Below are 17943 nucleotides of genomic sequence, written 5' to 3' on the forward strand. Positions count from 1 at the left end.
TGAGCATGCCGCTTAGGACGATTTCCACCCGTGGCTCAATTTGGTTCGATAATGTCGACACAGCGCCTCGTGGATGACCGCCTCTTCCGCGGCGGTTCCCCAGTGGAGGATCCGGTTGATGGACATATGAGCGAGGCTTCCCAGAACGTCGGCCAAGCTGCTTCCCAACCGGCCATCCTGTTCTTCTCGCTGAAGGCGTCCAAGATCCGGATGAAGCCTGGCCGCACGTGCGTTCCAGCGCGATGGCCGCGAATGAATGCCTTTGCCCACCCCGAGCTCACTCAGAACAACACACGCACTTTTCCATTCCTTTCCAATAGCACGACGCGCAATCCGGCACGACGCCGGGCCGCCGCCGTAGTTTTGCGAACAGCGCTCGGAGATCGCCAGCCGAACACCTGTAGGCAATTCCAAATCTTCGAACAGGGCGTCGATACTGGCGGCCGACGCCATCCACCGTCTGGACCGGCTAATCTTCGGATCGTTGAGCACATCAAGCGCAGTGATCGAGTCGGCGCGGAATATCCTCTCGCATGCGCCGAGCCCCAGTTCTCCGCCGTAGCGCGCCGTTTCAGGCAGGTATTCGTCAACAAGAAACCTGTCCACCAATCCACCGGCCGTTTTCTGCAAGTGAACAAGCACCCGGTTCCTCAGAACTCTGTCATGATCGTTTGAAAACTTGATGCGGAGGCGCAGTTCAAGCTCCGGGTCTGCATATCTTACGAAGAACCAGTTCTCGATCAGATTGCGTTTCTGCCACAGCGCCAACCTGTTCGATTGCAGTTTCAGGAACTGTTCCAGCTTCATGGCATCCCCGAAAAGCCGCAGATACAACCATGACCCGGCCTCATCAGTACCGTGCCCCAGCGGTTGCCATGCGGTCGGGTTGGCATCGTATTCCACAAAGGGCGTATCAACTGGCTTTGCTGGGGCATAAACCAGTTCAGAGGCCAATCGACCATGCGGCGAGTCGATCCACCAATCCTTGGGCGTTGGAAGGTACTCGCAGATCGAAAGCGGCTTTTTTTTCAACGTCTTGATCAGGTTCGCAGTGGAAAAGGGGTTGTCCAGATCCCATGGCGTGGCCATGTCGCTGGCCTCATCCGTAGGGGCCACGTATCGCGGCAATTCCAGTTTTTGTCGGTTGGCTTCCAGCCAGAATTCCGCTTTGCCCGACCTGACCACCTGTGTCGGGATGCAAAGACGCCACCGTTGCGGCGCAAGGACCACATTTCCAGCACAGACCCTGGGCAGCCGGTTCCGATTGCTTTGCGATTGCCACGACCAGATCACCGACGGTTGCCGCATGTGCATGGCGATGTCGATGAGCAGAAGATAGACAGCCGGCGCCCCGGGAGGGCTTTGGTGGGCAGCGTGCAGTTGTGGAATGACCTCGACGCCTTGGCTGCCCCAGAACAGTCGGAACCGACTGCCATCGTGACGAATCCACAGATCGTGCAGCGGAATCCTCAGTTCGGGCGGTAACCCGCTGTCGCCGAGGATCTCGATGACATACCGGGAAAGGCTGGCGCGTCTGAGGATGTTTGATGACCGGGGGTCCGTGGCGCACAGGATGTCTGCTTCGACAATTGTCGAATCCTCTTCACGCGTGGGGCTGTGTTGCATCAACGCGTCTGCGATCAACTGATTTCGCCTTGAGAAACGGCCGAAAATCGCCTTGGGCCCGCCCGGGAAAATACCTTCGGGATAGGCCGTCCAGACGGGCTTGTACCCTACACTGCGTCCTACTTTGCTCAGAAGAACGCCATCCTGGATGGCGAAAGGGGCCTGATCCGTATTGCGGGCATGCAAAATCTCGATATCCTGCGCGCAAAGCACCCACTTGTGCGCGTCCCAATCGGGTTCCAGCGGAAATTCCTGAAGGTTTTGCCTAGGGGCATCACTTGACGACCCCGTACCTGTAACGAAATCCATTCGCAGCGGCATGCCGAGATATGCAAGCCCGCTTTCGGCATCCACGGCCTGACCCAGCAACACGGCGCGGTCACCGTAACGGTCAAGGAAACGCCGTTCAAATTCCAGAAAACGGTTTGGCTTTGGCACGCGAAAGCCGATCTTCTCCAAAATGTTCCATGCGTCGGTCAGTGCCTGCACCGCGCGCAGTGGTGTTTCCAACGTGCCGACGCAATGCGCATCGACATGCAGAAAATCACCTCTCCAACCCGGGGCGAAAGAGTCAGCTGTTCGCCCCAGTTGCTTTAACGCGATCATCGAAGGGGTTTCACGCGCGGCATCAAGATCATGCCCGAGCGCCGCCAAACCTCTCTTTTGGCGGGCGGTCATATCTCTTTCCAGCCGCTTCAGGGTTCTGGCGGTTGCGTCATGTCCCAGAAGTATTGGGTCTTTCCGTGGTATCAGAGCCTCGGACCGACAGAGATCCGAGATCGTCACGCCAGATTTGAAAGATCGGTCTCTAAGGGCCGTTTCCAGATCGGAAATCGGGACGGAATCGACATCAAAGATGAACTCTGCCAGATCGGAATCCGCCGCTGCAACGATCTGTTCGTGGTTCCAAGGGCCGTCGAGATCACCGTTGGTTATCCAGTGCAGAACGTCCTGTTCCCACCAGGCCGATGGATTGCACCGCACCCTTGTGCTTTGCGTTTCGGCGAGTCCGGCGGCAATATGGGACAAAAACCCACAGTCCAGATCCATATCCAGATGGTGGTCGGCCACGGTGACGATGCCCTTGCCTGCAACAGGTACTGCCGTGCCCACTGCCGCGAATGCGCCGAACGGCGTCGGGCGAAAACACATTCTGTAAACAAACCGATACAATGTGCCGAGGACTGCGGGGGAGAGGCCTTCGCCTTTCTCGAGTTCCCGCATGACCTTCGAAAAGAAACCGGGTCGTGCAATGAACAACGACAAGGCAAAGGCCGGATCGCGAATTAAATCTGATGCACGCTTTTCCAGATTCTTTTTTCGGGTGCTTTTTGTGACTCCGCCAAGATCGTGCTGCGGTGAACGCGTACAAACACGAATTCCGAGGAACGGACGAGAGCTGTGCGGTTTCGGATGGGACGGGCAGTGGACATTCTGTTCAACATCCAGCCCCATGAACTTCAGATATCCGAGGTAACCCGTGTCCCTTAGGGCAAGCAGTGCCAACAAAACGCCGCTCGACCCGGTCAAAAGATCCGTCGATTGAAACGTCTTCCAGCCTGCGCCGATCGCGGGAAGCCCGTCCGGGCTCAATTCCCGTTCAACGAGGGACAAAAGCCGTTCGGCGTGCTTTTCGATCAGGGGATCGACGTCCGCGTTGGGAAAAAGCGATCGAATGGCAAGGGCCATCACGACAATTCCGGCATCGCCATGGCACAGCCCGCCGTCATTGATACCTGTCTCACGAATAGGTCTGTCGACGCAGGATACCAGAACCCGCGATGCGACATCGCGTATTTCGTCCTCCATACCCACCAGCCTCGCCGCCGCGAGCGCGGTGTATATGATACCTAGGTCGCCATAACACCACGCAAGACGTGACGGTACCTCCCACGCATGACTGAGCGCTGACATGCAGGGAAAGCAGGATGACAGGCCGCTGTCTGAAAACGCGCCCCGGTGCGAAAGGAGAAACAGGACCGCGTCTTTGAGGTCTTCGATGTGTCGCGGTGTGAACGCGTGCCGCCGACCCAGGCGAGCCAGAGCCAGAACGGCGCCAGGAGAACCATGCGCCAGCCCCATGTTGACGAGGTACCGCGTTGTCTTCAGGGGGCCGGTCTCGTCTTCCGGAGAGGAAAAAGGTTCTGTCCACGCAAGCCCCCGTTCTGTGCGTGCCGAGTGCCTCCAAAGCTCCTCGGCTAAACGCAGGCACAGCGACTTTCCCCCAAGACGGGCCGTCCGGGATTTCGGTTCGCACAAAAATACGGATATACCCGCAAGACCGGACACGTGATCGAAATGCCCCATCCAGGGGGCTTCGAGAAGGCGTTGCGCAACCGAACGCAGGGCACGGTCAAGCGCCAGTTGCGCTTCGGGATCGTTTGGATTGGCGTCCAGAGCATGACAGGCCAGCAACCCAAGGCCGGCGCGGCCTTCGAACAGTGAAACAGGGGCTCCGCGCAGGTCTCGGTCGCAAGCCCAGATGGTCGCAAGGCGACGTGACGCGGCGGATCGCACGCGATCATCCTTCAGAAACTTGTCTGCCGCCAGCAATGCCATCGCCTCTCCGGCGACGGCGCTTCCCAGTCCGATAGCATCAGTTCTGATCGGGGCCGCCACAATCGACCCTGCAATGGACTGTATTGCCGCTTCAATCCGCGTTGATGAAATAGACATTGAACAAAATAAATTCTCCGCCACGCGAGATTTACCATTCAGCAGGCGTTTGGATGGCACCCTTTGCTGCTGGCACGGATGCTGCACCAATTCTTGCAGCAATTTTTGGCCCAGCTGAACGTGCGGCGCGTCGGGGCCCCAACGCTGCCGGCGTCAACGAAGCCGAAGGCAGGACCGGTGGACGTGGGATTGAAGCCAGAAGAATGATCCCCCAACTCGCCTAGGGATTCGATGGATGTCAAAAGCGCGTCCACGCGATGTTCGACGGTTTCCAGCCTGTCTTCCGGGCCTGGTTCCATGACGCGCATCAACTGGTCGAGGCGCTGCTCGATCGCGGTCAGCCTGTCATCGACAGACCGGCATTCCGGATCTGTCTTTTCGCTTTCGGTGTAATCGTGTTCTTTGCGATTGTCGTTTTCGTCAGCACTCATTTCTCTCTCCGGAATCTGAGGTGGTCGAATAGTCGACTTGGGACCGCCTGTGGAAAAACGTGTCGTTCAAATATCAACTCCGATGGAATCGGAGGGTCTTTGTAATGAGAGATTTCAATAATAGACGAAAATGACCGTTTTGTCATGAAGCCGTCAGAACAGCGCGCGGATACTTGGTGGCATTGCCCGCGATGCATGAGCCGGTTTCAGGCAGGCGAACCGGCGCGGTCCGCCCTGCCGACGGTTCCGTGCGTCAGCCGTTGTCCGCTTCTTTCAGCCCCTCGATCTGCAAATCGAACCCGGCCTGAATATGGGCGGTAAAGGTTTCCAGTGCTTCTGTCACGTCTCCGGTTTCAATCGCGTCGACAAGCGCCTGATGATCACCCAGAGACTGTGAGATATCGACATTTTCGATTGCGGAAAACAGGTGAAAGGCCATGGCCTTGCCCCAGATCATGTCGAACATGTCCAGCAGGAACTTGTTTCCCGCTTCAACCATGAAGGCGCGGTGAATGCGCCGGTTGGCAATGAAATAGTCGCGCGTCGTAGGGTTGGTCAGGTTTTCTTCTCGACGAATCAGCGCGCGCAAACCCTCCAGAACCGCGGGGTCTGCGTGGGCCGCAAGAATCCGGGCGGCCTGACCTTCGATTGCGGCGCGGGCCTGATACAGCTGCCGGACTTCGGCTTGATCCATGCGGGCCAGCCGGAAACCACCGCTTGCGGCGACTTCCAGAACACCTTCGGTTTCCAGCCGCATCAAAGCCTCGCGAACCGGGGTGCGGCTGATGTTCAGTTCCGCTGCCAGCTTTTCCTGAACCAATCGGTCTTCGGCAGAGATTTCGCGGCTCATTATGGCTTCGACCAACTGATCATAAACCTCGTCCGCCAGCCGTCTGCGCTGTGTTTTTATCTGTTTCAGAGCCACTCGGAGCCTCTCTTTCCGTGTTTTGTGAATTCTGTATTCAAAAAAGCATCTGGTGCCAAGGCGAATGGGCTTGCTATTGTCCGTGTACTGTATACAGTATACAAACACAGTTGAACAGGGAGCTCTTCATGTGTGGAATCGCTGGAAGGATTCTTACCGCACCCGGGCAGGTCGGGGCGGACCTGGTAGACCTGATGGATGCGCAGGAACACCGTGGCGCAGACAGCACCGGGTTTGCAGTTTATGGACCGCCACGAGACACCGGATATGTTTTACGAGGGATGGGATTTGACAAATCCCGGCAGGATGCTGACCTGAATGCGTTTGAGGCGGTGTTGAAGGATCACGGCTCTGGCTTTCTGTCCGATCCGAAGATCGTAACCGATGAGAACCGGCATTATTGCTTTCGCGCGGAAATCTCGGACCCGACTGATTTGCAGGCCTGGGTGCGGGATGCAGATGAGCTGACGGACCGGTTCGAAGTGCAGTCCTGCGGCCGCAGTCTTGAGATCATCAAGGACATCGGCGGCGCCGAAGCGGTTGCCGAAAAGCATGGCGTGCGCGACATCATCGGCACCCATGGTCTTGGCCACGCGCGGCTTGCGACGGAAAGCTCGGTTCTGCCCAACGCTTCACACCCGTTCTGGGCGCGGCCGTTTTCGGATGTGGCGATCGTGCATAACGGCCAGATCACCGATTATTTCACATGGCGCGACAAGTTGAGCCGAAAGGGCTATCGCTTTCTGACCGAGAATGACAGCGAGTTGATTGCGGTCTGGGTCAGTGACCAGATGAAAGCGGGTCTGACGATGGAACAGGCGCTGAAGAAGTCGATTACCTCTATCGACGGAGTATTCACCTACATGATCGCAACGCCGGACGGGATCGGATTTGCCAAGGATCGGTTCGCGATGAAGCCGTTGGTTGTGGTCAATCGCAATGGCGATCTGGCCGCCGCGACCGAAGAACAAGCGGTGCGTCGCGTGATGGCCGAAGAATGCGACGTGATCAACTATGATGGCCCGTCGCTGACCGGCATCTGGGGTGTCGGCAACCGGAGCCTGGCAGCATGAGCGAGGTAGCAAGACAGATGGATGAAATCGTCATCGAAGTCGGCAAGCGGCACATTCGTGAGGTGAACCGGGATATCATGGCAGCCTGCGCATCAGGACGGCCGATCCGGGTTGTCGATACGCTGTCGCGACACAATCTGGGCGTGGGCCTGCCGGACAATGTGGACATCACTTTCGAAGGTTCGGTGGGGTACTATTGCGGCGGTCTGAACACTGGCGCCAACATCTCTATCGAACGCAATTGCGGGTGGGCCGTGGGCGAAGGGATGGCCAAGGGTCACATCACTGTCGGTGGCTATGCGGGCATGTCCTGCGGGGCGGCGATGATTGGCGGCACCATTCATGTCAAAGGTGATGCCGGGCCGCGTGTCGGTGTTGCCATGAAGGGCGGCAACATCGTGGTCGAGGGCAAGATCGGATACCAATCCGGTTTCATGGCGCATGCGGGACGCATCATTGCGCTGGGCGGTGCGGGTGAATCCTGTGCGGACGCTTTGTGGCAAGGCGAGGTTTGGGTCGCAGGCGAAGTTGACAGCCTGGGTGTGGACGTCTCGGTGATCGAACCCACTGCCGAAGAGGTGGCCGAGGTCGATGCGATCCTTGACCCTCTGGGGCTTGTCGACAGCTCTCGTAACTGGCGCAAAATGGTCTCTGGCCAGCGCCTTTGGTATTTTGAAAGCAGGGACGCAAGCGCATGGCTCATGATCTGAGTAAACCTTATGACTACCCGTTCGAAGTCGCGTCAGAGGAAGAAATACGGTTCCGCGACGCAGGTGCGGTCGATGGACGACCGGCTGGTGTGCCTTCGTCTTATGATGAAGGGGGATCAACCCGCTGGACGCCCGAAGCGATATCGGAAGTTCACGCATTGGCGCAGCTTGGGCGGTATCAGGTGCGTGGCTACAACACGTTCAACAAGCAGTTGCCGACATTCGACGATCTGACATTTGTCCCGGCGACGATGACCCGCCTTCCGCTGGAAGGATACCGCGAGAGCTGCGATACGACGACGGTTCTTGGCGGCGGGCGCGGATTGGTGGAACGGCCACTGGAACTGAAAATCCCGATCTATATCGCATCGATGTCTTTCGGCGCGCTCTCGGCCTCGGCCAAGGCGTCGCTTGGTTATGGTGCCTCGAAGGTGGGCACCATGACCTGCACCGGCGAAGGCGGCATGCTGGAAGAGGAGCGCGAAGCCTCCCAACGCCTGCTCTACCAGATGTCGCCTGCCCGCTATGGGGTCGATCTGGATCACCTGCGCCGCGCCGATGCGCTTGAACTGGTGGTCGGGCAGGGGGCCAAACCGGGCACCGGCGGTCTGCTGCTGGGAATGAAGGTCAGCCCGCGGGTCAGCGAAATGCGCACTTTGCCTGAAGGGGTCGATCAGCGATCCACCATCCGGCACCCCGATTTCCTTGGGGCTGACGATCTGGCCGTCAAAATCGAGGAATTGCGCATCGCCACGAACTATCAGGTGCCGATCTTTATCAAGATGGGGGCCACGCGGCCGCGGTTCGACGTGGCCGTGGCTGCAAAGGCGGGCGCGGATGTCGTCGTGGTGGACGGGGCCGAGGGCGGCACCGGTGCGTCACCCGAGTTGCTGCTGAATCACACGGGCATACCGACCATGAGTGCCATACGCGCGGCACGCGAAGCGCTGGATGAGTGCGGGATGAGCGGCAAGGTCTCGCTTGTCGCCGCGGGCGGGATTCGATCAGGTGTGGACGCGGCCAAATGTCTGGCGCTTGGGGCGGATGCGGTCATGATCGGGAATGCCGCGATGGTCGCGCTGGGATGCAACACTCCCAGATATCTGGACGATTACCAGGCGCTGGGAACATCGCCGGGGGCGTGCCATCACTGCCATACGGGCCGTTGCCCGGTTGGGATCGCAACGCAGGATCCTGACCTTGAGGCGCGTATGAACCCGCATGCAGGTGCAGAGCGCGTCGCGCGGTATCTGACCGCGATGACAATGGAGATCACGGCGCTTGCCAAGGCCTGCGGCAAATCTTCGGTGCACAATCTGGAAACCGAAGATCTGCGCGCGCTCAGTTTTCAGGCCTCGGCCTTTACCGGCGTCAAGATGGCGGGCATCGACCGGGCCTTCGACTGGTGAGGATCGCGCTTCTTGAGTTGACCCTTCATCCATTGCCGCTGCTTGAGGGGCTGCCGCGTACGGCCCAGCAGATCCGCGCATGGCTTGAACCACATCTGCCCGAAGCCCGATTTTCCACGGTGGATGTGGTTGATGGCGAGGCATTGCCTCAGCTCGGGGATTTTGATGGGGTTGTTGTCGGAGGGTCCGAATTCGGCGTCTACGATGACACGGAGTGGATGCGGCCCCTTCGCGATTTCTTGGAGTTGTGCCGGGACCATGCCAAGCCGGTCTTCGGCATCTGCTTTGGTCATCAGATCATGGCGGATGTCTATGGCGGCAAAGCCGAGAAGGCCGAGATCGGCATTGTCGTCGGCGCGCGAGGCTTCGACTATGGTGGAACCAGCGTAGATGCCTTTGTCTGGCATCAGGATCAGGTCACGCAGGTTCCGCCTTCGGCGCAGGTGACAGGGTCGGCGGATCACTGCCCGGTAGGGGCCTTGGATTATGATTTCCCGGCCCGTTCCGTGCAATTCCATCCCGAATACCGGGCAAGCCATCTGCGTGAATTGTTCGTGCGCGGGAGCGACGTGTTCCTTGCACCGCAAAAGGCGGATGAGGGGCTGGCCTCGATTGAGATGGCACATGTGCCGAAGGATCTGGCCGCCGCGCAGGCGGTTGACTTGTTTCGCAATGCCTGCGGTCGGCCGTAAAACCTGAAAACCCGCTTGATCCTGATCAATTCCGGCTTTGAAACACTGTGTATACTGTATCCATAACGTGGTGGAGGAGGCCGCGATATGTCGGGATACACAGATTTCTTTCAGAAAATAGCGCGCATCGTCAGCTCACCTCGGGATGAAAACCTGAGTGACAGAGAGCTTTCAGACCTTGGCTTGTCCCGCGCGGATCTGGCCATGTTGCGATCGGGCGCACCACAGGCACGAGAGCGTATACTCGCCATGGCCGGACAATTCGGACTGACCGAGGCAGACCTGAACGCGCACCCCGAGCTGGGGTTGGAACTGGCGGAAAAATGCGGGCACTGCCTTCAGGCCGAAACCTGCCGTGACGCGATCCGGGCGGGCGCGCGACTTCCCCAGGGCAAATGCCCAAATGCTGGAATTTATCGCGCCCTCCTGGATGGTTAGCGTCCACTGGGGCTTTCCTTCGGGCTCAGCTTTCTGCGGCCGCTGATCTTGAACCGGTCCGCGGTTCCAAAATCCTTCAGCCCAACGCCTGCTGCAAATTCTGCAAACACCGGGGCGTGCTTGAACAAATGGCCAGAGCATCCGCCGGCGAACAGCACGTTTTCATGCTCGGGGTGCCAGTCGACAATGAAATGTGTATCCGGGGTCAGAATGATCTGGTTGAACTTGGAATCCACAACCCTTTGCCCCTCTAAACCCGGAAGCCGGTGGCGGATATAGCTGCGTGTGCGGCCCAGTGTTTCCTGGCGGATCAGCCGTTCATCATTGTCCAGATCGATCTTGTCCGGGATGACAACCGCCGCCTTTACGCCGGAGCCTTCGGACGACGGCAGACCAAATGACCCTTGCCCGTGATCGATCCAGCAGGGCATCCGGCTCATGTCGAAATCTTCCGACCCGTCGGGTGTTGAGGTGTAGAGGACATTAACGCCAACCACGGTCGAGATCGGCTTGATCGTTCTGGGAAACATGTCAGCCATCCATGGGCCAGTCGCCATGATGATCAGATCAGCCTCGAGCGGTTTGCCGTCAAGCATCGGACGTTCCGATCCATCCGTGGTGACGCGACCACGTTGTACTTTGCCTCCTGCCTTTCGGAACAGATCCAAACCGGTCAGAACGCATCGATGCGCCATCAGCATTCCGGCTTCGGGTTCGAACAGCGCATATTCGATGTCGGTGACCTTGAACTGAGGGAACCGCGATTCGATATCCGACCGACCGAATTTGTAATAGGGCACCCCGACCCGGTCGAAAGTTTGTGCGGTTGCGTCTTCCCAGTCGCAATGCCCCGCCGTCGCCAGAATCAAGGCGCCGCATTCATACATCAGGTTCTGGCCGCTTTCGGCTTGCAGCTCCAGCCAGCGCAGGCGGCTTTCGCGCGCCCAGCGTGTATAGAACTCGTCCCGCCCGGATATGGCGCGAATCACCCGGTTGTAATCTGTTGAAGATGCACGGGAATGTCCCGGCTCCCACCTGTCGATCAATGTCACGGCCTCGCCGCGCCGTTGCAGTGTAAGCGCCGTCATGACGCCGACTATGCCGCCTCCGACAACGATGACCGAGCTTTTGGACATGGCGCAGATTTTCCTTGTTTCCTGACTGGCTTTGTGAATACTGTATACAGAATACAACAATTATAAAGCTAAAAACAGGGAGCACGCGCAAATGAGTTCGGGGTTTGATCTGCCCGAGGGCACACATACCGTCATTCTTGGTGTCGGGGATCTCAACGGCATCATGCGTGGCAAGCGCATTCCGGCCAGCCATTGGGATCATGTCTGCAAAAGCGGCAATGCTCTGTCGATTGCACTGCTGGCGATCGATATGACCTGCGACGTCTGGGATACGCCTTACGTCAATTTCGACAATGGCTATCCCGACATGCATGTCTTTCCGATGACAAAGCCTGTTGCTGTCCCGTGGGAACCGGGCGTGGCCGTCTGTTTTGGCCGCGCTGAGGGCATGGATCACAAACCGGTGCCGATCGATCCGCGTCAGGCTTTGGTGCGGCAGGTGGACCGGGCCCTCGACATGGGGTTCGAGGTGAATGTCGGCACGGAATTGGAGTTCTATTTGCTGGACCCAGAAACCGGCCAGCCCCGCGACACGGGCATCCAGGTCTATGGCCTGGGCCGCGCCGCCCGGATGGAACACATCGTTGGCCCGATCCGTCAGCAGATCAACGAATGTGGCATTCCCATCGAACAGTCGAACCCGGAATATGCGGCCGGCCAGATCGAGGTCAACATTCGTTATGGTGAAGCTTTGGCAGCTGCGGATCGTGTCGTTCTGTTCAAATCCCTGATCCGCCAGTTGGGGATCGCGCACGACTATCTGGCGACTTTCATGCCCAAGCCGTTTTTTGATCAATCGGGCAACGGGTTTCATACGCACTACTCGCTGTGGAAAGACGGCAAAAACGCCTTTGCCGACAACGGCAAGATCAACGACACCGGAAAATCCTTCATCGCAGGCCTGCAAAAGCGCATGTGCGAGACGGCGATTTGCGGCAGCGGCACGGTCAACGGATATCGCCGTCGCCAGCCCTATACCTTCTGCCCGATCAACACGAGCTGGGGCTATGACAACCGGACGGTTGGTATCCGTGTCATCGAAGGCTCGGACAGTGCCGTGCGGGTGGAAAAGCGCGATGCCGGTGCAGACGCCAACCCGTATCTGTTGCTTGCGGCCGAGATTGCCGCCGGGCTTGACGGAATCGAACAGGGGCTGTCCCCTTCGGAGCCGACGACAGGCAACGGGTATGAAGAAGGGATCGGAGATCCAATTCCAACCGATTTGCCAACCGCCATCGATCTGGCGCGCGGGTCGGAATGGCTGCGCGATGTCATGGGTGAAATGCAGTGGGAACTGGTCCTGCAACAGGCCGAGCGAGAGCTGGAATTCTTCAATCAACAGGTCACACAGGTCGAACTGGACCGCTACCTGAGGGCGTTCTGATGCACTTGGGCAAGGTCGCTGGAACTGTCACGGCAACTGCCAAGGACGCCAGGCTGGTCGGAGCAAAGCTGCTGGTGACGGATCTGGTCGACAGCAAGGGCAGCCTGATCGATCCCGCGCGGGTTGCGGTCGATACCTGCGGCGCTGGGGTCGGGGATACGGTGCTGGTTGTCAGCGGGTCTGCGGCCCGCATGGCGGCCGGGTTGTCCACGGCCCCTGTGGACATGGCCATCATCGCGGTGATCGACCGCGTCTCGACGACCTGAATCACAATACGCGAAACATCTATTTTTGGAGGAACAGAAAATGGCGAAACCAGTGGCGGGGCAGATGGCCCTGGGCATGATCGAAACACGCGGCCTGGTCGGCGCGATTGAAGCCGCCGATGCGATGGTCAAGGCAGCCAGCGTTGCCATCGTGGGTCAGACTAAAGCTGGCGGCGGGTTGGTGACGACCCTTGTGCGCGGTGAGGTCGGCGCGGTCAAAGCCGCCACCGATGCAGGCGCGACAGCGGCCAACAAGGTGGGCGAGGTGGTCTCGGTTCACGTGATCGCGCGGCCGCATGACGAGCTTGAGGCAATCATCGACGGGCTGGGTGCCGGGTCGTCGGCCTGATCAACCCCTTTGAGGAGGTACCATGTCAGCCGGTTTCGAGGATTTCACGCGCGCGGTGACACGTGGCGCGACACGGGATGCACCTGTTGCCCAAAGGTTTGAGCGCATTGCAGTATTGGGTGGCGGCTCGGATGCCCGTCTTCTGGCAGCACTGTGTCTGGCGGAAGGGGCTGAGGTTACACTGTTTTCGGCCTATGGGGCGGAACTGTCATTGCTTGCCCAATCCTCGGGCATTGGCATTCGCGGCGAAGGGCCTGTGGGCACGTATCAGGTGGATCGCGACGGGCCTTCAATCCGCACCACGGCAGAGTTGGATGCAGCAGTGCAGGACGCACAGGCGATCTTTCTGACCGGACCGATCCACAAACAGCGCACCTATGCGATGGTGCTGGCCGATCATCTGCACGATGGGCAGGTGCTTGTTCTGGCGCCCGGTCGCTCTTTGGGCGCGGTCGAAGCGGTCTGGATGCTGCGAATAGGCGGCTGCACTGCCGACGTCACTCTGGTCGAGGCGCAGGGCCTGCCATACTGGTACCAGGCCGAAGGTGCGGGCCTGACCCTGACGCAGGCGGCACCGATGGCGGCTGCGACATTGCCCCGAGGCCGCGCGGACGTTCTTGAAGCGCTGCAACCCTATCTTTCGAACATCCAGCCGCTGGATTCGGTTCTGGCCTCAGGCTTTGCCGATCTTTCCGCAGCGGTCGAGATTCCGGCGTTGATCCTTGGTGGCGCGGGGCTGGGGGCCGGTGGACCGGATGTGCCGATGGGCGGGGTGCCGCTGGAAGGCAACCGGACATTCTCTGCGCTCATAGGGCCGGAACAGCATGAGGTGATCCACGGGTTGGCTAGCGAAAGGCGGCAGGTCGCTAAGGCCTTTGGCGTTCGAAACCTGCCCGAGACCGATGACTGGATCGCGACCTATGCCGGCGCCGAGCGGGGGGCGGGCGCGCGTCCGGTCCCGGATCGGCAGGCCGCGCGTCAGTTGATGCGCGATGGCGTCTTGGGATCATTGGTGCCCCTTGTTTCCGCCGCACAGATCGCAGGTTTGACTGCGCCTCTGACGGAAAGCCTGATCTGCATGACGGATCGCATCCTGGGCGCTGACGTGGCCGCGTCCGGGCGCAGGCTGGAAACCATCGGAATTTCCGCAGGCGATGTCGATCAGGCCCGCCGTATCTTTGACACCATTGCCACCGGAGCCTCGTGATGGACGCTGATCTGAAATCCATCGCCGCCGCACGGCGCGCTGCTGAAACGGCTTTCGAAGCCTATCGCGCCTTTCTCGGTACCGACCCGACACAGGTGGATGCCATCGTCGATGCCATGGCTCGGGCGATCGAACCTGAAGCCGAACGTTTGGGGCAATTGGCGGTCGAGGAAACCGGGTACGGCAACGTAGCAGACAAGCGGGTCAAGAATCTGTTTAACGCCTTGTCGGTCGCCGATTACCTGCGGGATGTCACGACGCTGGGTCTGCTGTGGCGGGACGATGCGACAAAGATCGCGGCTTTCGGAGAGCCGATGGGTGTGGTCGCGGCGCTTATCCCGGTGACAAATCCGACCTCCACGATCATCTACAAGGTTCTGTCTGCGGTGAAGGCGGGAAATGCCGTCGTCTGTGCCCCGCATCCGCGCGGCGTGGAATGCGGGAAGGAAACCGTCCGCATCATGGCGCGCGTTGCCGAACAGATGGGCGCGCCCAAAGGGTTGATACAATGCCTGGACGCCGTGACCATTCAGGGCACCGCCGAGTTGATGAAGCATCGCCGCACGTCGGTTGTCATGGCGACAGGTGGCCCTGCCATGGTCAAGGCTGCCTATTCCAGCGGCAAACCGACGCTTGCGGTCGGGGCGGGGAACGTGCCGTGTTACGTGCACAAGTCCAAGGCGCGCGATCTGTCCGAAGTTGCCGAGATGATTGTGACGTCAAAAAGCTTTGACTATGGCACGGCTTGTGTCAGTGAACAGGCCGTGGTCGCCGATCCTGAAATTGCACGCGATCTGCGCCATGAACTGAAACTCAAAGGCGCTTATTTCTGTACCCCGGCCGAGGCCGATCGGCTGGCTCGGGTCATCTTCAAGGGTGTTCAGGCAATGGATCCCGAACGCGTCGGCCAAAGCCCTCAGGCGCTGGCCGATGCTGCGGGGTTCTCGATTCCGCCGCGCACGCGCTGCCTGGTGTCGGAAGAGACCGAAGTGGGGTGGCAACGCCCGCTTTCGGCTGAAAAGCTGAACCCGGTGCTGGCCTTTTACGAGGCGAAGTCCACCGATCACGGCATCGAACTGGCGCAATCCATTGCCAAATTCGAAGGTTGGGGACATTCCTCGGTCATCCATTCCGATGACCCCGAGGTAGTCGCTCGGTTTTCCACCGTGCCCACGGGGCGGGTCCTGGTGAATACGCCGGGGATCATGGGCGGCATGGGGTATTCCACCGACCTTGAACCATCCTTTATGCTGGGTACCGGTACGTGGTCGGGGTCGATCACCTCGGACAACGTCACCGCCCTGCATCTCATCAACATCAAGCGGGTCGCGTATGAAAGCAGACCCTGGCGCGACATTTACGAGGAGTATGGCGCATGAGCGAGATCACGATCCGGGCGCTGATGCAGATCGACAACCTGCAACCGAAATTCGCCGCCTACAACGGCGCGACGGTGCAAGGGTCAGTGCCTTTGTCCGGTGACACCGTGCTGATCGGAGAGTTCGCGCCGGGCAATGGTGTATTCTCGCTGATCGACCGGGCGCTCAAGGCGTCCTCGGTCGAAGCGACGACGCAGATGGTCGAGCGCGAGTTCGGCTTCTTCATCCTCCGCTCGCCTTCAAACGCCGAAGTGTCCGCTGCACGGGACGCGATGCTGGCCGAACTTGGGGCTTCCATGACGGATCGATTGAGGCCTGCCATCAGTTCCACGCAAATCATCACAAGTGTCGAGCCCTATCAGGCGCAGCTTTTGAACAAATGGCGCAAGGGCGCATTGATCGTGCCGGGGCAGACGTTGGGGATCGTGGAATGCGCGCCGGCCGCCTATATCTCGATTGCCGCGAATGAGGCCGAAAAGGCCGCCGAGATTGACATCGTCGAGGTGCGTGCGGTGGGGCGGTTTGGTCGCTTGTTCATCTCGGGGTCTGAAAATTCGGTCAAAACCGCCGTCGAGGCCGCGACGCGTGCAATCGAGGCGGTGGACGGGCAGGACAGCTGATGGCAACCCCTCGCGTCATAGGCTCGGATGCGGTCGAGGATGCGCGCCGTCGGGGCAGGATCGTATTCGAGGTTTTGCCGGGTGACATCGTGACGGCCCTTGCGCGTGAAACCGCAGAGCGTGTTGGTATCTCCTTGGTGGATGGCCCGCTGGAGAGACCGAAACCGCCGCGTACGGATGGTGCTGTTTCCATGCGCCGGGTGCTGTACCGCCGTTCACCCAAATGGGTTGCCCCTTCGCGTGCGCCGCGCAAAGCCCGCAGGCTGGGCAAACTTGCCTTGATCGGGGCGGGGGGTGTTGGCGGCAATATCGCGCATCTGGCGGCAATGGCGGACATGGCGGATGAAATCGCGCTGATCGACATCACTCCGGGTTTGGCGGCTTCGACTGCGCTGGACCTAAATCATACGTCCGGGATCACCGGTGCGCGGGCCCGATGTGTCGGTGGCGAAGCGATGGATCTGGTGGCCGGGGCGGATGTGGTCGTCGTCACGGCCGGACGAGCCCGCCGTCCGGGCATGACACGTGCCGATCTGATCGATGTGAATGCCCGCGTGATCCGTCAGTCGGCCGAAGCGATCCGGTCAGCCGCACCAAATGCCATCGTGATCGTGGTGACCAACCCGCTGGACGAAATGACGGTCGAGATGCTGCGTGCAACAGGTTTCCCCCGCGAACAGGTTTTGGGTATGGCAGGAACGCTGGACAGCAGCCGGTTTCGCAACGCGCTGGCAATGGCTGCGGGTGTCACGCCTGCGGACGTCGAAGCCTTCACGCTTGGCAGTCATGGGGACGAAATGGCCCCGATCCCCAGCCGCGCCAGGATCAAAGGCCGTCCGCTGGATGTATTTCTGTCCCGCGAACAGATCGAAGCCTGTGTTCAGGATGCGATCACCGGGGGCGGTCAGGTGGTCGCGCTTCGGAAATCAGGTTCTGCAACGATAGCTCCGGCTCATGCCTCGATCGAATTGATTGATCACATTCGGGGCGCGCGTACAGGCCCGGTTCCGGTTTCGGTCATGCTGCACGGGGAATACGGCATCGACGGTGTCGTGCTGGGCGTGCCAGCCCATCTGGGTGCAGGCGGATTGGTTGAGGTCGAGGAGTTGCGGTTAACCGCCGAAGAAAACGCGGCATTGCAAAACGCGGCCGAAGCGATCCGGGTGAGGCTGCGCCTGTGACCCTGCGTTTTTGGAAATCCGGCGGACGGTTTGAAGAGGTGGCCTCGTACTCTCGGGCCAAGCGCATCGGCCCCTTTGTCTGGGTTGCCGGAACAACGGCCATCGAGCCGACGGGCCGCATCCACGCGCCCGGGGACGTTGGTGCGCAGACCTTTTACATCCTGTCTCGCATCGATGACGCACTGAAAGAGGTTGGCGCCGAACTGCGACATGTGGGGCGGGTTCGCGCCTATCTGACCGATCTCTCCCAAGCGGGCGCGTTCGCGCAGGCGCATGGCGAAGTTTTTAAGGGGATCGATCCGGTTCTGACGGCTGTTCAGGCTGGGCTGACTCAGCCGGGGCTGATGGTGGAAATCGACGTGGATGCCGTGATCCACCATGAAAACGGCGAAATCAGCGGATTCTGAACATGAGTCTTCAAGAAAGGAATTGATCGAACCA

General features: G+C 59.6%; 17 protein-coding genes. 13 read left to right on the forward strand and 4 right to left on the reverse strand.

What is annotated here, in order from left to right:
• Window positions 1-12: 12 nt before the first annotated feature.
• From ACR0FB_RS08295 to ACR0FB_RS08305, 3 genes are all read right to left on the reverse strand, one after another.
• Window positions 13-4302 carry a thiopeptide-type bacteriocin biosynthesis protein gene (locus tag ACR0FB_RS08295; protein WP_480619028.1) on the reverse strand — a complete coding sequence of 1430 codons (4290 nt, stop codon included), beginning with the start codon at window positions 4300-4302 and terminating at the stop codon, window positions 13-15.
• A 38-nt stretch (window positions 4303-4340) separates the two neighbouring features.
• The gene (locus tag ACR0FB_RS08300) at window positions 4341-4733 is read right to left on the reverse strand and encodes a hypothetical protein (RefSeq protein ID WP_171723560.1); all 393 of its coding nucleotides are present in this window, start codon (window positions 4731-4733) and stop codon (window positions 4341-4343) included.
• 253 nt (window positions 4734-4986) lie between these two features.
• Window positions 4987-5658 carry a GntR family transcriptional regulator gene (locus tag ACR0FB_RS08305; RefSeq protein WP_171633543.1) on the reverse strand — a complete coding sequence of 224 codons (672 nt, stop codon included), beginning with the start codon at window positions 5656-5658 and terminating at the stop codon, window positions 4987-4989.
• 128 nt (window positions 5659-5786) lie between these two features.
• Between ACR0FB_RS08305 and ACR0FB_RS08310 the strand changes: the two genes are divergently transcribed.
• The 5 genes from ACR0FB_RS08310 (at window position 5787) to ACR0FB_RS08330 (ending at window position 9980) form a co-directional block, all read left to right on the forward strand.
• Window positions 5787-6731 carry a class II glutamine amidotransferase domain-containing protein gene (locus tag ACR0FB_RS08310; protein WP_480619030.1) on the forward strand — a complete coding sequence of 315 codons (945 nt, stop codon included), beginning with the start codon at window positions 5787-5789 and terminating at the stop codon, window positions 6729-6731.
• Window positions 6728-7441: a GltB/FmdC/FwdC-like GXGXG domain-containing protein gene (locus ACR0FB_RS08315; RefSeq protein WP_152457491.1), complete on the forward strand. Its 714-nt coding sequence runs from the start codon at window positions 6728-6730 to the stop codon at window positions 7439-7441. The genes ACR0FB_RS08310 and ACR0FB_RS08315 overlap by 4 nt, the downstream gene beginning before the upstream one ends.
• On the forward strand, window positions 7426-8850 hold the full coding sequence (locus ACR0FB_RS08320) for an FMN-binding glutamate synthase family protein (RefSeq protein WP_152457492.1): 1425 nt from the start codon (window positions 7426-7428) through the stop codon (window positions 8848-8850). The genes ACR0FB_RS08315 and ACR0FB_RS08320 overlap by 16 nt, the downstream gene beginning before the upstream one ends.
• A complete protein-coding gene (locus ACR0FB_RS08325; protein WP_480619032.1) occupies window positions 8847-9542 on the forward strand; it encodes a type 1 glutamine amidotransferase in 696 nt (231 codons plus the stop codon). The genes ACR0FB_RS08320 and ACR0FB_RS08325 overlap by 4 nt, the downstream gene beginning before the upstream one ends.
• A gap of 87 nt (window positions 9543-9629) precedes the next feature.
• Entirely contained in the window at window positions 9630-9980 is a 351-nt protein-coding gene (locus ACR0FB_RS08330) for a YjiS-like domain-containing protein (RefSeq protein ID WP_171633536.1), read from the forward strand.
• Here the strand turns inward: ACR0FB_RS08330 and ACR0FB_RS08335 are convergent.
• On the reverse strand, window positions 9977-11116 hold the full coding sequence (locus ACR0FB_RS08335) for an FAD-dependent oxidoreductase (protein ID WP_171231923.1): 1140 nt from the start codon (window positions 11114-11116) through the stop codon (window positions 9977-9979). The genes ACR0FB_RS08330 and ACR0FB_RS08335 overlap by 4 nt on opposite strands.
• Before the next feature lie 91 nt (window positions 11117-11207).
• Here ACR0FB_RS08335 and ACR0FB_RS08340 point away from each other — a divergent pair, with 91 nt between their 5' ends.
• The 8 genes from ACR0FB_RS08340 to ACR0FB_RS08375 are packed head-to-tail and all read left to right on the forward strand — an operon-like array spanning window position 11208 to window position 17909.
• Window positions 11208-12500, forward strand: a complete 1293-nt coding sequence (locus tag ACR0FB_RS08340) for a glutamine synthetase family protein (protein WP_480619035.1) — start codon at window positions 11208-11210, stop codon at window positions 12498-12500.
• Complete coding sequence (locus ACR0FB_RS08345) at window positions 12500-12766, forward strand: EutN/CcmL family microcompartment protein (protein ID WP_152457497.1); 267 nt, start codon at window positions 12500-12502, stop codon at window positions 12764-12766. Before ACR0FB_RS08340 ends, ACR0FB_RS08345 begins: the two co-directional genes overlap by 1 nt.
• A gap of 40 nt (window positions 12767-12806) precedes the next feature.
• Window positions 12807-13115: a BMC domain-containing protein gene (locus ACR0FB_RS08350; RefSeq protein ID WP_117869464.1), complete on the forward strand. Its 309-nt coding sequence runs from the start codon at window positions 12807-12809 to the stop codon at window positions 13113-13115.
• Between the two features lie 22 nt (window positions 13116-13137).
• Complete coding sequence (locus tag ACR0FB_RS08355) at window positions 13138-14322, forward strand: hypothetical protein (RefSeq protein WP_480619037.1); 1185 nt, start codon at window positions 13138-13140, stop codon at window positions 14320-14322.
• Window positions 14322-15701 (forward strand): aldehyde dehydrogenase family protein, encoded by a 1380-nt coding sequence (locus tag ACR0FB_RS08360; RefSeq protein ID WP_480487115.1) that lies wholly within the window; start codon window positions 14322-14324, stop codon window positions 15699-15701. Before ACR0FB_RS08355 ends, ACR0FB_RS08360 begins: the two co-directional genes overlap by 1 nt.
• A complete protein-coding gene (locus ACR0FB_RS08365; protein ID WP_480619039.1) occupies window positions 15698-16321 on the forward strand; it encodes a BMC domain-containing protein in 624 nt (207 codons plus the stop codon). The genes ACR0FB_RS08360 and ACR0FB_RS08365 overlap by 4 nt, the downstream gene beginning before the upstream one ends.
• The gene (locus ACR0FB_RS08370) at window positions 16321-17502 is read left to right on the forward strand and encodes a malate dehydrogenase (protein WP_480619040.1); all 1182 of its coding nucleotides are present in this window, start codon (window positions 16321-16323) and stop codon (window positions 17500-17502) included. The genes ACR0FB_RS08365 and ACR0FB_RS08370 overlap by 1 nt, the downstream gene beginning before the upstream one ends.
• Window positions 17499-17909 carry a Rid family hydrolase gene (locus tag ACR0FB_RS08375; RefSeq protein WP_171633517.1) on the forward strand — a complete coding sequence of 137 codons (411 nt, stop codon included), beginning with the start codon at window positions 17499-17501 and terminating at the stop codon, window positions 17907-17909. The genes ACR0FB_RS08370 and ACR0FB_RS08375 overlap by 4 nt, the downstream gene beginning before the upstream one ends.
• Window positions 17910-17943 lie beyond the last annotated feature (34 nt).

This window comes from Ruegeria sp. P10, assembly GCF_056534925.1.